We start from the raw sequence: 13,402 nt of genomic DNA, 5'->3' as shown, positions 1-13,402 counted from the left end.
CCTCCTTCCACAAGCCTCGCCGGAAGTGCCGGGGCTGCTGCTAATAAGTGGTTGAACAAAAAGAGAAAGGGGATTGTACCCTCGGATTGAAGTTCCCGCCAAAGACTTTTCGCGTTTGGGCAAAGTCGCAGTAAAATAGAAGACTTTGTGACGCAAAACGCCCCCGATGAGCAAAAAGTCAGTCAATGCCGCAGCCGATGACCTGTTGAGTCAGCCCGAGTCCTTTGAATCGGCCATGGCCGAACTGGAAGCCTTGGTGGATGGCATGGACGAACAAGGGCTAGGGCTTGACCAATTGGTCAAGGACTATAAACGGGGTGCCTTGTTGGTGAAATACTGCCGCGACCGTCTTCAGCAGGTTCGCGAAGAGGTCAAGCAGATTGAAGCCGGCCTGGCCAGCGATGCTGGCGGAGACCCGTCTTGAGCTTAAATAACCCATTCGTACCGGCCGCGCCCTGGTTTGATCGGGTCCGACAAGACTTCGAGCAGGTGTTGCTTAACAAGCTGAACGAATTCTCAGGGCCCTCGGCACCCTTGAATGCGGCGGTTCGGTATGGTCTGCTGGAGGGGGGGAAACGGCTGCGCGCCATGCTGGTGTATGCTGCCGGCCACGCTGCGTCCACCCCCGTTGAGCAGTTGCACGACGCAGCCTGTGCCATCGAGGCCATGCATGCGTATTCCTTGGTGCATGACGACCTACCCTGCATGGACAACGATGTGTTGCGCCGGGGTAAGCCCACCTGCCATGTTCAGTTTGGTGAAGCCATGGCCTTGCTGGCCGGGGATGCTTTGCAAACCACCGCATTCCATTGGTTGGTCCATTCTCGCCAGGGCAGTGCGGAAGTGCGCATGGCACAGCTTGCAACCTTGAGCACGGCAGCCGGTCTGATGGGCATGGCGGCAGGGCAGGCGATTGACCTGGCCCATGTGGGTAAGCCCATGGGTTTGGGGGAATTAAAAGAGATGCATGCCCGAAAAACAGGTGACTTGATTGCTGCGGCGATTCGAATGGGCTACCTGTCCAATCCCCACCTCGGGCGTGCCGAGCAGCAAGCTTTAGAGGCTTATGCCAACGCATTGGGCTTGGCTTATCAGATCATAGACGACATATTGGATGTGGAGTCCAGCAGCGAAGTGCTGGGTAAAACATCCGGAAAGGATGCGATGAACAACAAGCCTACCGTGGTGAGCCTGATGGGACTGCAAGACGCCAGACATTGGCTGACCAGCCTGAGGACCGATGCCATGGCCGCCTGTGAACAGTTCGATGAATACCGCCGAACCCCCTTGGAAACGCTTGTTGAATTGATCACCAACCGAACATCATGACCGACTTGCTCAAGAAAATCGATTCGCCGGCCGACCTGCGCCGCCTCTCTACCAGCCAGCTGCCTGCGCTGGCCGATGAGCTGCGCAATTACATTGTCGAGCAGGTCTCCAAAACCGGCGGGCACTTGTCCTCCAACCTAGGCACGGTGGAATTGACGGTGGCCTTGCACTACGTGTTCAACACACCGCAAGACCGCCTGGTGTGGGATGTGGGCCACCAAACCTATCCCCACAAAATTTTGACTGGTCGCCGGGATGCCATGCCGGGGCTGCGCCAGTACGGCGGCATTTCTGGCTTTCCCAAACGGTCCGAATCCGAATACGATGCTTTTGGCACCGCGCATTCCAGTACTTCCATCTCGGCTGCGCTGGGCATGGCGGTGGCGTCCCGCAACCTGGGCGTGAACCGCAAACATGTGGCCATCATCGGCGACGGATCGATGACAGCTGGCATGGCATTTGAAGCCATGAACAATGCGGGTGTAACGCCGGATATCGACTTGTTGGTGATCCTCAACGACAACGACATGTCGATTTCACCACCCGTGGGCGCGCTCAACAAATACCTGGCCAAATTGATGTCGGGCCGCATGATGAACACCGCCAAAGAGGTGGGCAAAGGCTTGTTGGGCGTTGCCCCACCACTGTACGAATTTGCACACCGTCTGGAAGAACATGTGAAAGGCATGGTCACGCCAGCCACGATGTTCGAGGAATTTGGCTTTAACTACTATGGTCCCATTGATGGTCATGACCTGGACGCCCTGATTCCCACCCTGCAAAACCTGCGCAAGCTCAAAGGGCCGCTGTTTTTGCATGTCATCACCAAAAAGGGCGCTGGTTACAAGCTGGCTGAGCAAGACCCCGTTCTGTATCACGGCCCTGGCAAGTTCGACCCCAGCATTGGCATTCAAAAAGCAACTGGCCCCAAGCCACCCACTTACACGCAGATTTTTGGGCAGTGGTTGTGCGACATGGCTGCAGCCGACCGCAAATTGATTGGCATCACGCCCGCCATGCGGGAAGGGTCCGGTTTGGTCGAATTCGAACGCCGGTTCCCCTCCCGTTATTTCGACGTGGGCATTGCCGAGCAGCATTCAGTCACTTTTGCGGCTGGCTTGGCCTGCGAAGGCATGAAGCCTGTGGTGGCCATTTACTCCACCTTCTTGCAACGCGCCTATGACCAGCTCATTCACGATGTGGCCCTGCAAAACCTGGACGTCACTTTTGCCCTGGACCGTGCCGGTTTGGTGGGGGCCGATGGTGCCACCCACGCTGGCAATTACGACATTGCCTACCTGCGCTGCATTCCGAACATGGTGATAGCCGCCCCGTCCAACGAAGACGAGTGCCGCAAACTGCTGTCCACGGCCTATCAATACGCCGGTTGCGCTGCTGTGCGTTATCCACGAGGCACGGGTCCAGGTCTGGTGCCCGATGAATCGCTGGACACTGTTGAATTGGGCAAGGCTGTTGTGCGTCATCAACCCCAAACCGATGATTTAAAGCTTGCAATTCTGGCTTTTGGCTCCATGTGCGAACCTGCACTGGCCGCCGGCCGTGCGTTGGGTGCGCTGGTGGTCGACATGCGCTGGGTCAAACCCTTGGATGAGGCCCTGCTGCAGCGCCTGGCCGAGCAACGCTACGGTTTTGTTACGGTGGAAGAGGGTTGTATCATGGGCGGGGCAGGTTCGGCGGTGACCGAATACCTGCACGCCCAAGGTTTTACCAATCGGGTGTTGCAGCTCGGATTGCCCGACGAATTCATCGACCATGGCGACCCTGCCCTGTTGTTGAAGAATATTGGACTGGATGCCTCGGGTATTCAATTGTCCATTGAGCAGTACTACGGCGATCTGTTTGATCGCCACAGCAATGTGGTCCGGCATGTCCCAAGCCGGGTCACAAAACCATGAGGAAGTTATGAATACACGCGACAAAGGTTTGGAATCTGCCGCGGTCCAAGAGACTGGTCAGGCCATTCCAGACGTTCAGAGTTCGATTGATACCCGGCACATTGCGATCCAGTCTGTCGGCATTCGATCCGTGAAATATCCAGTGCTGATTGAGCTGCAAGGCCAAAAGCCCATGCCTTCTGTGGCCGAATTCGAAATGACCGTGTTTCTGCCAGCCGAGCAAAAAGGCACACACATGTCACGCTTCATTGCCTTGCTGGAAGAATCCCAGGGCAGTACGCTGACCGTGGGTGGTTTCCGCAGCATGCTCAAGCAAATGCTGACTCGTCTGGACGCACCGTCCGGTCGCATCAACATGGCCTTGCCATACTTTTTATCCAAAGTGGCGCCGGTCAGCGGCGTGTCCAGCCTGATGGACTACCAACTAACGTTGGAAGGCCAAGCCCGTGCGGCGGGCGAAGAAGCCGGGGAGGATATTTTCCTGACCGTGGTCGTGCCGGTGACCAGCTTGTGCCCCTGTTCCAAGAAAATTTCCGAATATGGTGCACACAACCAGCGTTCCCATGTCACAGCCCGTGTTCAGTTGAAAGACGACCTGGACATTGCAATGCTGATTTCCAGCATTGAGCAACAGGCCTCTTGTGAACTGTATGGTTTGCTCAAGCGCCCTGACGAAAAATACGTGACTGAGCGTGCCTACGACAACCCCAAGTTTGTGGAAGATTTGGTGCGAGACGTGGCCATTGCCTTGAACAAATTCAAGGAAATTGGCCACTACACCGTGGAAGCGGAAAACTTCGAGTCCATCCACAACCACTCGGCCTACGCGCGTATCGACCGCGTCTGAACCGGATCTCTGCTTCTTGCAGAGCCGTTTCAGTCCGATGTAAGTCAAACCCCCGACAATACACACACGCACAACAATGTCGGGTGAATGCCCACGATCAGGAGCTTTGTGTTTATGGCTGAACCACCCAAGGTCAAGCCCAAGGAAGTGTTTATTCTCGGCGTCACGTCGACCGGGAAAACATTTCGTCCGTCGGACTGGTCGGAACGTTTGTGTGGCGTCATGTCGCAATTCAAACCGCCAGGTCGCCAGGCCAGCCAGCAGCACCTGGTGTACAGCCCTTATTGCCTGCCGATTGTGATGAACAACATCAAGTGTGTGGTGGTGGACGAGCGTTTGAAAGATGTAGAGCCCATGGCGTTTAACTTTGTGCTCAACTTTGCACGCGACAATGATCTGCAGGTGCTCGATGCCTGCTTATTGCCTGACGCTGCTGCCTGACGCCCAGCCTGATCCTCTCCATGCCTGTGAGGCACCAACAAAAAGCCCCGACTTGATCGGGGCTTTTTGTTGGGAATGTCAGTGGGTGCTTGAATTAAGCAGCCATGCCCTTGATCAGGGCAGACAAACGAGACTTCTGGCGGGAGGCCTTGTTCTTGTGGATGATTTCTTTGTCAGCCACACGGTCCAGAATGCTCGTGGTTTCGATATACACTGCTTGTGCAGCAGCTTTGTCGCCTGCTTCAACAGCAGCGCGTACTTTCTTGACGGCAGTTCTCATTGCTGAACGAATCGCAGAGTTGTGCGCATTCAGTTTAGCGGCTTGTTTAGCGCGCTTACGCGCCTGTGCGGTGTTAGCCATGTTGCTCTAATCCAGGGTGTAGAATTCGGAAACCCACGATTTTAACAAAAACCCAGTCCTTTCACAATCGTTTCTATGAATTTATTGAAGTCGGCCGCCTCGGTCAGTGCCATGACCCTACTGTCGCGGGTTACCGGGCTGGTCCGGGAAACCATCACGGCCCGTTTGTTGGGTGCCGGGTCGGAGTCTGATGCGTTTTTTATCGCGTTCCGCATCCCCAACCTGCTGCGCAGGCTGTTCGCAGAGGGCGCTTTTTCCCAGGCCTTTATTCCCATTCTGTCTCAAACTGCGGCTGCCGAGGGGCGCCCAGTGGCCATCGAGTTGGCTCGGCGGGTCAGTTCCCTGTTGTTTCTCGTGTTGCTCCTGATCACGCTGGCAGGTTGCCTGGGCGCTGGCTGGGTGGTGTTGGGCATGGCCAGTGGTCTACAGCCTGGCAGTGAGCAATTCGAACTCACCGTCACGCTCACACGCTGGATGTTTCCTTACATTCTCCTGATTTCCATGGTGGCTTTGGCCTCGGGGCTGTTGAACACGTTCCGGTCATTTGCATGGCCAGCCTTTGCCCCTGTGTTGTTGAATGTTAGCTTTATTGTCGGTGCCCTAGTGCTGGCACCACACATGCCGCAAGTGTCCATGGCCTTTGCCGTTTCGGTGATGGTGGGTGGTGTGTTGCAGGTATTGGTGCTGTGGTGGGGGTTGCAGCGCAATGGTTGCTGGATCAATCCGCTGGCCGGCATGTCGCGTTTGGGTTTGGCCTGGGCTGATCCCCAGGTTCGCCGGGTGCTGCAAAACATGGTACCCGCCACGCTGGCCGTGTCGGTGGCTCAAATCAGTTTGATCATCAACACCAACATCGCATCCCATTTAACGCCGGGCAGCGTGTCGTGGATTTCATTTGGGGACCGCCTCATGGAATTTCCGACCGCATTACTGGGCGTGGCTCTGGGTACGGTTTTGCTGCCCTCACTGTCTGCTGCAGCCACGCGCAGCGCCGAGGAATATTCGCGCTTGATGGATTGGGGACTTCGCCTGACCGTGGTGTTGGCGCTGCCCTCAGCGGTGGGGTTGGGCCTGTTCAGCGATGCCCTGGTGTCCATCCTGTTTCATTACGGGCGCTTTGAAGCCCATGATGTGCACATGACCAGCCAGGCCGTGGTCGCTTACAGCGTCGGGTTGTTGGGTTTGGTGCTGATCAAGATTCTCGCACCTGGCTTTTATGCCAAACAGGACATTCGCACACCTGTGAAAATCGGCATTGGTGTGGTGGTGGCCACGCAATTGATGAACTTGGCTTTTGTTCCGCTGTTTGACCACGCTGGGTTGCCACTGTCCATTGGCCTGGGGGCCATGTTGAACGCCCTGATTTTGTTCATGGGGCTGCGCAAGCGCGGTTTGTACACACCCAAACCCGGTTGGGCTGCATATTGGTTGCGCACCGTGGCGGCCAGCGCATTCATGGCGGTGGTTCTGGTACTGGCCAACCAGCATTTTGACTGGATTGCTTTGCGCGCAGAACCAGTCTTGCGAATTGTTTGGGTGTTGCTGGTGATTGCAGCGGCTGGTGTTGTTTACTTTGCTGCGTTGGCCGTGATGGGTTTGACACCGAGGAAGTTGATCCGCAAGCCGGCGTGAATGTGAGGGCCAGATCAGCCGGTGCAACATTAAAAAAGGAGGCCGAAGCCTCCTTTTTTAATACCGAGCAGGTTAAACCAAGGCAGCAAAGGCCCGGTCGCGAATTTCATCCACACTGCCCACACCCGCAATTTTTCGGTACTTCGGTGCCGTGGCGTCACCAGTGGCAGCCCATTGACCATAGTAGTCCACCAGCGGGCGTGTCTGGCTTTCATACACATCCAGACGTTTGCGCACGGTTTCTTCCTTGTCGTCATCACGCTGAACCAGTGCTTCGCCAGTCACATCGTCTTTGCCGTCCACTTTGGGTGGGTTGAAACGAACATGGTAAGTGCGGCCGGATGCCGGGTGTGTGCGGCGTCCGCTCATGCGTTCGATGATTTCACCGTGGGGCACGTCAATTTCCAGCACAAAGTCAATTTTTACCCCAGCCTGCTTCATCGCCTCAGCTTGAGGGATGGTGCGTGGAAAGCCGTCAAACAAATAGCCATTCTGGCAATCTGATTCTTTCAGGCGTTCTTTGACCAGGTTGATGATGATGTCATCCGATACCAGCCCGCCTGCATCCATCACCTTCTTGGCTTCAATGCCCAACGGTGTACCCGCTTTTACTGCCGCACGCAGCATATCACCAGTGGAAATCTGGGGAATCCCGAATTTTTCCTTGATGAATGTCGCCTGTGTGCCTTTACCAGCACCGGGCGCTCCCAAAAGAATCAAACGCATAGTCGCCTCAAGAGTATTAAATTTGGCTGGCTGACTGTCACGACACGGTCTCAGTGCGGTCAGGACAGGCAGCGAAATTCTGGGCTGTGATTTTTATTCAAAACCACGCGCAGTCTAGGGCGTTCAACTTGCAGCAAACTTACCTAGACTTTGGGCGGGGTGGCTTCGAGATGCTTTTCAGCCCGAACGGGACACGAACAGGGAACGCACCCGTTCCAAATCTTCTGCAGTGTCAACCCCTGGAAGCGGGGCTTCATGAATCATACACACTTTTATCCGGAAGCCGTGGGCCAAGGCACGCAGTTGTTCCAGTGATTCAAGTGTCTCGATCCGTGCGGGGGACAAGGTTTGAAAGCGACGCAAAAAGTGCGCTTTGTAGGCGTACAAACCAATGTGTCGAATGCCGATGGGTCCGGCTGGTTCAAGGGCTGGTGAGCAGCCACTGTTGAAGTAGTCGCGTGGATAGGGAATCGGTGCGCGCGAAAAATACAGGGCTTCATCATCGTTGCGCAGCGCAATTTTCACCACGTTCGGGTTGCGAAACTCGTCCAGGTCGTCGATGGGGTGCCCGCAGGTCGCCATCGCTTGGTCGCCATCCAGCAGAGCCTTGGCCACGCGGTCAATCAAGGCAGGGTCGATCAGGGGCTCGTCTCCCTGCACATTCACCACCACCGTGTCATCGCTCCAGCCCCGCAATTGAACCACTTCAGCCAGCCGGTCGGTTCCGGTGGGCCAGTCACTACGGGTCATGAGCACGTTCAAGCCTTCTGACCGGCAGGCTGCTTCGATGGCAGGGTGGTCTGTGGCCACCCACACCTCATCGGCGCCCGACTTCAACGCCTGTTCAGCCACGCGAACCACCATGGGCTTGCCACCGATGTCCAGTAGCGGCTTTCCCGGCAGGCGTGTCGATGCGTGGCGGGCAGGAACGACGGCTTTGAACATGGTCTTCAGGACTCCGAGGTGTTCACAGGCTCAGCCTGATCAACCAACATGACCGGAATGCCATCCCGCACTGGGAATGCCAGTCGGTCTGCCTTGCACACCAAAAACCCATCCGTGGGGCGTTTTTCCAGCGGCCCTTTGCACAGCGGGCAGACCAGAATGTCAATCAGTTGTGAGTCCAAGTTGTTCCTCTAATGAGTCAAGCAGCGCGGTGGGCAGCGTCACGTCAATGTCGACCACCCACAAACGTGTATCGGTTGTGGGCAATTTTACGGCATCTTTTCCGCTGGTCAGCAAGACATCGCCCGGCAGCGTGCTGCAAAAGTTCTCAGGATAATCAGTGTGGTCAGGTAGGCCCATGCGCACCGACAGCTGAATGCCACTGTGCTCAATCGCTTCAAACAGTTTGTTCGGATGACCCAAACCAGTGAAGGCGGTGACTGTTTTGTCATGCCAGGTGGCCACAGCCTCTTGAACGCTGCGATGCAGCCTGGTCGAAGCCTGCGTGAAACCGTTCAAACGGACGGCGATGGCATGCCAGTGGGCATCAGCGTTCAGGTGCAAGCGTGCAGCCAATTCACCAACAGTGCCCTGCGTGCACAACACCGCATCAACGTTATTCAGGCGGCTCAGTGGCTCTCGAAGCGGGCCTGCCGGCAACAAACGGCCGTTGCCTGCGCCGCGCCCGTCAAACACCACCCATTCAACATGACGCTCCAGACGAGTGTGTTGAAGGCCGTCATCCGACACCACCAAATCGAGTTCAGGGTGCATGGCCAACAAGGCTTGGAATGCATCGGCTCGACGCACGCCCACCGCAATCGGACACCCGGTGGTCTGGGCCAGAAACAAGGGCTCGTCGCCCAGGGCTGCGGCATCCAGCTGCTGGGGTTGATTGGGGGTGTACACCATGATCTCGCTGGATGTGCGCCCATAACCACGGCTGATGATGCCCACCTGAAAACCTCGGCTGGTCATGGTCTTGCACACCGCCATGACCACAGGGGTTTTCCCGGCACCCCCCGCAATCAGATTACCCACCACCAACACCAAGGGGCGTTGCCGAGGAGCTTGTTTAGCCAGTTGCGCCCGGTGGCGCTGTTGCGTGGCCCACCGGAGTGCCCCGTAAATACCGCTCAACAAGCCCAAGCCGATGCGGGCCAATGCTGTGGGTGTGTGCTGGTGGTACCAAACCGCATTCAGCCAGCGTTCCAGCCGGGCTGTGGCGCTGTGTTGGGGCGTTTGCGCTGGCATGCTGATTTAGCGAGACCGCACGTTTGTGGATGCGGTGGCGATGGACACCTTGGCCACGCCCACGGATGCCAGCACATCCATGACAGTCACCACCGACTGGTGGGTCGCTGTCGCATCGGCTTCAATCACCACACGGCCATCGGCCGGCTTTGCCATTCGACGAAGCAGGCCTTCTAGCCGGGTCTTCAGCACCGCTTCGCTGTTGATGAGCTCACCGTCCAAGGCATAGTTACCATCGGCCCCCACCTTCACAACCAGCGGTTTTTCAGTGTTCTGCGCCGCTTGCGCTGCTTGCGTGCCCGGTAACTCCACTTTCAGCTGGCTTTGCCGCACATAGGTTGTGGTGCACACCAAAAAAATGACAATCACCAACAGCACGTCAATCAAGGGAATGAAGTTGATGTCGGGGGGGGTGCTGCTGCGGGCTCGGCGTATTTTCATCGACCCTCGCCCTCAGGAGACCTTGCGTTGCGCTGGGCTTGGGCGGCTGTTGTCGAGGGCTCGCTCAAACGGTAACAACAAATCCTCCAGCGCGTTCAGCAGGTTATTGATTCGAATGCGCAACAGCCGATAGGCCACCAGCGCGGGAATCGCCACAATCAATCCGAATGCCGTGTTGTATAGCGCCACTGCTATCCCTGCAGCCAACGCTTCAGGCGTTTGGCTGGTGGCACCCTGAACCGCGAAAATCTCAATCATTCCGACAACCGTGCCCAACAGTCCCATCAGCGGCGAGGCACTGGCAATCAGGGACAGCACATCCAGGTGTTTGTCCATGTGGTGTTGTATTTGCCCCAAGCGGGTTTGCATGGGTTCTTCAATCGGTTTGGCATCGCGCCAGGCTGAAAGCCCGCTGGCCAGAATACTGCCCAGCGGGCTGTGCTGCTCCAGTCGCTGAATGTTCTGAGGGTCTCGGAATTGGGGCAGGGTACGGATCACATCCCCCACCAAGTCGGCCGGAAACAGTTTTGTGGCTTTTAAGGCCACCAAGCGTTCAATCACGATGGCCACAGCCACCACAGAGGCAAAAATCAACGGCCAAATGGGCCATCCGGCGGCAGACACAATGGACCACACAGTAGACTCCTGTTGAAAGAGAACGCGACTCTAGCGAACTTTTCCAGATTACACAAATTCCGCTTTGCCCGGGTGCCAGCCAATTGTGGATAACTTTGGGGAAAATTGGCCTAAATTTTTGACAAATCATGGATTTCACAGAAAATGAACTTTTTGTGATGTTTCAGAATTGAAAAAAATCATTATTTATCAATAATTTGTTTGTAGTGTTGTTTGTTTCGGGCCTGTTGCAAGGTGTTGGTTAATTTGCTAACCGTTTGTGGAAAATTCCCGATAGAGGCCTCCTAAGTACTTGATTAATCCTTTAAATGATTGACAACAAAACGCTTTTCTCGGTGAGTCAGTTCACCCGCCTGCTCAACGACACCTTCCGTGAGCAGTTCCGCGCGGTTCGTTTGCAGGGCGAGCTGTCGTCGTTCACGCGCGCATCGTCAGGTCACTGGTATTTCACTTTGAAAGACGAACAAGCCCAACTCAAGGCGGTCATGTTTCGTCCTCGCAACGTGTTGACTGGTTTTACCCCGCAATTGGGAGACAAGGTGGAGGTCTTGGCCCAACTGGCCTTGTATGAACAGCGTGGTGAAGTCCAGTTGGTGGTTGATGTGCTTAAAAAGGCGGGTTTGGGCAACCTTTACGAGCAGTTTTTGCAACTCAAGGCCAAGCTTGCTGCTGAAGGGTTGTTCGACCGTGAGCGCAAAAAAGCCTTGCCTGCCCAGGTATTTGACGTGGGTATTGTGACCTCCCTACAGGCCGCTGCCCTGGCCGATGTCCGGCAGGCCTTGGCCCGACGATCCCCGCACGTCCGCTACACGGTTTATCACACACCGGTACAAGGCGATGCTGCAGCAGCCCAAATTGTTCAGGCGCTGCAAAAAGCCGATGCGGGAGCACATGCCGCATTGATCCTGTGTCGCGGTGGCGGTAGTCTGGAAGATCTGTGGTCCTTCAACACCGAGGCAGTGGTCCGTGCCGTGGCCGCCTGTCGCACCCCGATCGTGGTGGGCGTGGGCCATGAAACAGACATTACCCTGGCCGAGTTTGCAGCCGATATTCGGGCCGCAACACCGACCGCCGCTGCCGAATTGGTCAGCCGTCCGACGAAAGACCTGTTGAACGACCTTGATGCATTGTGGGCAACTCTTCACGGGGCTGTTGCACGCTGCCTGGAGCAAGCCACGCAACGAATTGATCATGCAGAACTGGGATTGGTGACACCCTCTGCCCATGTGGATTTATTGGCCACCCGGCTGGGCGCGTTGCAGACCCGTTTGAGGCCCTTGCTGGATGACACACTCAAGCGGCATGCAGCCGTCATCGACCGGCATGCAGACCTGGGTCAACGCCTGATGCGTCAAGGCCTTCGGCAGGTATCCGATCAATTGAATCGGCACGGTGTTGCGTTGACTCGAGCCTCCAGTCTATGTGTAACTGGATTGGAGACCAGATTGGCCCAACATTCAGGTCTGTTGGAAGCGGTCTCGCCGCAACGCACATTGGAGCGTGGGTATGCCTACCTGGAGCGGCCCGACCAGGCTCAGGTGGTGAGCTCCATTCGAAACGTTAGCCGTGGGGATTCTTTGGTGGCCCGTCTGAGTGATGGTCGGCTGGATTTGTCGGTGCAGACGGTGCACCCGCTAAACGACACGGCGATCAAACCTTGAAATGAAATCAAGTTAGAATCAACTGTTCAATTTTGAAGTGAGAGAGGACACCACCATGGAACACACCTTGCCCGCATTGCCTTATGCCCTTGATGCATTGGCCCCCCACATCTCCAAAGAAACCCTGGAGTACCACTACGGCAAGCACCACCAGGCCTACGTGACCAACCTGAACAATTTGGTTAAAGGCACCGAATTTGAAAACGCCAGCCTGGAAGACATCGTGAAGAAGTCCACCGGTGGCGTGTTCAACAACGCCGCTCAGATCTGGAACCACACATTTTACTGGAACGGCCTGAGCCCCAATGGTGGTGGTCAGCCTTCCGGCGCCCTGGCTGCTGCCATCAACGCCAAGTGGGGCAGTTTTGAGGCTTTCCAAGAAGCCTTCACGAAGTCATGCGTGGGCAACTTCGGTTCCAGCTGGACATGGCTGGTCAAGAAAGCCGATGGATCTGTTGACATTGTGAACACCAGCAATGCAGCCACGCCACTGACCACGGCCGACAAGCCCCTGTTGACTTGCGACCTGTGGGAGCACGCCTACTACATCGATTTCCGCAATCTGCGTCCCAAGTATGTTGAAACATTCTTCAAACTGGTGAACTGGAAGTTTGCAGAGGCCAACTACGGCGCTTAAACAGTTCCGGCCCTTGGAAGTCAAAAGCCGGCCCTGGTGGCCGGCTTTTTCATTTCATCAACCGTGGAATATTCACAGAGTGTCCCGGTTTGATCCGTTTTTCTCCAAACCACCCTTTGCCCATTTCCAAAGCATACCGAGCACCGCCCCGCGAACAATGAATATCCTCCGTGCCCGCTTTCATGCGCTCGATATTCAGAATGACCCCTGACTCGTTGATGAAAGCCACTTCCAGGTCCATCAGTGTGTTTTTCATCCACATGCATTGGGTTTCTGTGTGATCAAACTCAAAGAGCATGCCGTGATTGGGGGCCAACTGTTGGCGTCCCATCAGTCCGATCTGGCGCGTGTCCGGGGTGTTGGCAAGTTCGGCCTGAACAGTTTGATTGCCCAGGCGCAGCTCCACCGTGGGCAGGGGTGGTTGGCTGCGCGGCGTGGCTTGTGACTCACCTGCGCAAGCCGATAGCAGTGCAAGCAGGCCACCCGTCAGCAGGACAGCCAGCCTGGTTAACGCGTGGTCACGGTGCATCGTCAGAAAGATTTTCAAGTTTTTCAAGGGTGTCAGAGATCTGAAAG

Annotated in this window: 16 protein-coding genes; 8 read left to right on the top strand and 8 right to left on the bottom strand. The window is 56.0% G+C overall.

What is annotated here, in order from left to right:
* Positions 1 to 166: 166 nt before the first annotated feature.
* From xseB to NQT62_RS08860, 5 genes are all read left to right on the top strand, one after another.
* The gene (gene xseB / locus NQT62_RS08880; RefSeq protein ID WP_256764325.1) at positions 167 to 424 is read left to right on the top strand and encodes an exodeoxyribonuclease VII small subunit; all 258 of its coding nucleotides are present in this window, start codon (positions 167 to 169) and stop codon (positions 422 to 424) included.
* Positions 421 to 1,329, top strand: a complete 909-nt coding sequence (locus NQT62_RS08875) for a polyprenyl synthetase family protein (RefSeq protein ID WP_256764324.1) — start codon at positions 421 to 423, stop codon at positions 1,327 to 1,329. The genes xseB and NQT62_RS08875 overlap by 4 nt, the downstream gene beginning before the upstream one ends.
* Positions 1,323 to 3,245: a 1-deoxy-D-xylulose-5-phosphate synthase gene (gene dxs, locus NQT62_RS08870; RefSeq protein WP_256764444.1), complete on the top strand. Its 1,923-nt coding sequence runs from the start codon at positions 1,323 to 1,325 to the stop codon at positions 3,243 to 3,245. The genes NQT62_RS08875 and dxs overlap by 7 nt, the downstream gene beginning before the upstream one ends.
* Positions 3,246 to 3,252: 7 nt before the next feature.
* Positions 3,253 to 4,092 (top strand): GTP cyclohydrolase FolE2, encoded by an 840-nt coding sequence (gene folE2, locus NQT62_RS08865; protein ID WP_256764322.1) that lies wholly within the window; start codon positions 3,253 to 3,255, stop codon positions 4,090 to 4,092.
* 114 nt (positions 4,093 to 4,206) lie between these two features.
* Positions 4,207 to 4,533, top strand: coding sequence for a DUF3579 domain-containing protein (locus NQT62_RS08860; RefSeq protein WP_256764321.1), 327 nt, complete (start codon positions 4,207 to 4,209; stop codon positions 4,531 to 4,533).
* Between the two features lie 94 nt (positions 4,534 to 4,627).
* On the opposite strand, the gene rpsT is transcribed toward NQT62_RS08860, so the two are convergent.
* The gene (gene rpsT, locus NQT62_RS08855; RefSeq protein ID WP_256764320.1) at positions 4,628 to 4,894 is read right to left on the bottom strand and encodes a 30S ribosomal protein S20; all 267 of its coding nucleotides are present in this window, start codon (positions 4,892 to 4,894) and stop codon (positions 4,628 to 4,630) included.
* A gap of 75 nt (positions 4,895 to 4,969) precedes the next feature.
* Here rpsT and murJ point away from each other — a divergent pair, with 75 nt between their 5' ends.
* Positions 4,970 to 6,526 carry a murein biosynthesis integral membrane protein MurJ gene (gene murJ, locus NQT62_RS08850; protein ID WP_256764319.1) on the top strand — a complete coding sequence of 519 codons (1,557 nt, stop codon included), beginning with the start codon at positions 4,970 to 4,972 and terminating at the stop codon, positions 6,524 to 6,526.
* 72 nt (positions 6,527 to 6,598) lie between these two features.
* On the opposite strand, the gene adk is transcribed toward murJ, so the two are convergent.
* The 6 genes from adk to NQT62_RS08820 form a co-directional block, all read right to left on the bottom strand.
* Positions 6,599 to 7,252 (bottom strand): adenylate kinase, encoded by a 654-nt coding sequence (adk, locus tag NQT62_RS08845; RefSeq protein ID WP_256764318.1) that lies wholly within the window; start codon positions 7,250 to 7,252, stop codon positions 6,599 to 6,601.
* Positions 7,253 to 7,429: 177 nt separating this feature from the next.
* Positions 7,430 to 8,197 carry a 3-deoxy-manno-octulosonate cytidylyltransferase gene (kdsB, locus tag NQT62_RS08840; RefSeq protein ID WP_256764317.1) on the bottom strand — a complete coding sequence of 256 codons (768 nt, stop codon included), beginning with the start codon at positions 8,195 to 8,197 and terminating at the stop codon, positions 7,430 to 7,432.
* A 5-nt stretch (positions 8,198 to 8,202) separates the two neighbouring features.
* Complete coding sequence (locus NQT62_RS08835) at positions 8,203 to 8,379, bottom strand: Trm112 family protein (protein WP_256764316.1); 177 nt, start codon at positions 8,377 to 8,379, stop codon at positions 8,203 to 8,205.
* Positions 8,360 to 9,451: a tetraacyldisaccharide 4'-kinase gene (gene lpxK, locus NQT62_RS08830; protein WP_256764315.1), complete on the bottom strand. Its 1,092-nt coding sequence runs from the start codon at positions 9,449 to 9,451 to the stop codon at positions 8,360 to 8,362. Before lpxK ends, NQT62_RS08835 begins: the two co-directional genes overlap by 20 nt.
* Before the next feature lie 6 nt (positions 9,452 to 9,457).
* On the bottom strand, positions 9,458 to 9,892 hold the full coding sequence (locus NQT62_RS08825) for an ExbD/TolR family protein (protein WP_256764314.1): 435 nt from the start codon (positions 9,890 to 9,892) through the stop codon (positions 9,458 to 9,460).
* 12 nt (positions 9,893 to 9,904) lie between these two features.
* On the bottom strand, positions 9,905 to 10,528 hold the full coding sequence (locus NQT62_RS08820) for a MotA/TolQ/ExbB proton channel family protein (protein ID WP_256764313.1): 624 nt from the start codon (positions 10,526 to 10,528) through the stop codon (positions 9,905 to 9,907).
* A 308-nt stretch (positions 10,529 to 10,836) separates the two neighbouring features.
* Between NQT62_RS08820 and xseA the strand changes: the two genes are divergently transcribed.
* Both xseA and sodB read left to right on the top strand, forming a co-directional pair.
* The gene (gene xseA / locus NQT62_RS08815; protein WP_256764312.1) at positions 10,837 to 12,189 is read left to right on the top strand and encodes an exodeoxyribonuclease VII large subunit; all 1,353 of its coding nucleotides are present in this window, start codon (positions 10,837 to 10,839) and stop codon (positions 12,187 to 12,189) included.
* Positions 12,190 to 12,244: 55 nt separating this feature from the next.
* Complete coding sequence (sodB, locus tag NQT62_RS08810; protein WP_256764311.1) at positions 12,245 to 12,826, top strand: superoxide dismutase [Fe]; 582 nt, start codon at positions 12,245 to 12,247, stop codon at positions 12,824 to 12,826.
* 49 nt (positions 12,827 to 12,875) lie between these two features.
* Here sodB and NQT62_RS08805 read toward each other — a convergent pair whose 3' ends face one another.
* The gene (locus NQT62_RS08805; protein WP_256764310.1) at positions 12,876 to 13,373 is read right to left on the bottom strand and encodes a DUF192 domain-containing protein; all 498 of its coding nucleotides are present in this window, start codon (positions 13,371 to 13,373) and stop codon (positions 12,876 to 12,878) included.
* Positions 13,374 to 13,402 lie beyond the last annotated feature (29 nt).

Origin of the sequence: Limnobacter humi (assembly GCF_024518835.1) — a bacterium.
Classification (GTDB): domain Bacteria; phylum Pseudomonadota; class Gammaproteobacteria; order Burkholderiales; family Burkholderiaceae_B; genus Limnobacter; species Limnobacter humi.
The sequence above is the reverse complement of the archived record's forward strand: the minus strand, read 5'-3'. Positions and strand labels throughout refer to the sequence as shown.

Coding starts and splice junctions, on each gene's coding strand:
- adk (WP_256764318.1), bottom strand. CDS start 7,252: ATGCGTTTGATTCTTTTGGGAGCGCCCGGTGCTGGTAAAGGCACACAG.
- murJ (WP_256764319.1), top strand. CDS start 4,970: ATGAATTTATTGAAGTCGGCCGCCTCGGTCAGTGCCATGACCCTACTG.
- xseA (WP_256764312.1), top strand. CDS start 10,837: ATGATTGACAACAAAACGCTTTTCTCGGTGAGTCAGTTCACCCGCCTG.
- xseB (WP_256764325.1), top strand. CDS start 167: ATGAGCAAAAAGTCAGTCAATGCCGCAGCCGATGACCTGTTGAGTCAG.
- lpxK (WP_256764315.1), bottom strand. CDS start 9,451: ATGCCAGCGCAAACGCCCCAACACAGCGCCACAGCCCGGCTGGAACGC.
- NQT62_RS08825 (WP_256764314.1), bottom strand. CDS start 9,892: ATGAAAATACGCCGAGCCCGCAGCAGCACCCCCCCCGACATCAACTTC.
- NQT62_RS08860 (WP_256764321.1), top strand. CDS start 4,207: ATGGCTGAACCACCCAAGGTCAAGCCCAAGGAAGTGTTTATTCTCGGC.
- sodB (WP_256764311.1), top strand. CDS start 12,245: ATGGAACACACCTTGCCCGCATTGCCTTATGCCCTTGATGCATTGGCC.
- kdsB (WP_256764317.1), bottom strand. CDS start 8,197: ATGTTCAAAGCCGTCGTTCCTGCCCGCCACGCATCGACACGCCTGCCG.
- folE2 (WP_256764322.1), top strand. CDS start 3,253: ATGAATACACGCGACAAAGGTTTGGAATCTGCCGCGGTCCAAGAGACT.
- rpsT (WP_256764320.1), bottom strand. CDS start 4,894: ATGGCTAACACCGCACAGGCGCGTAAGCGCGCTAAACAAGCCGCTAAA.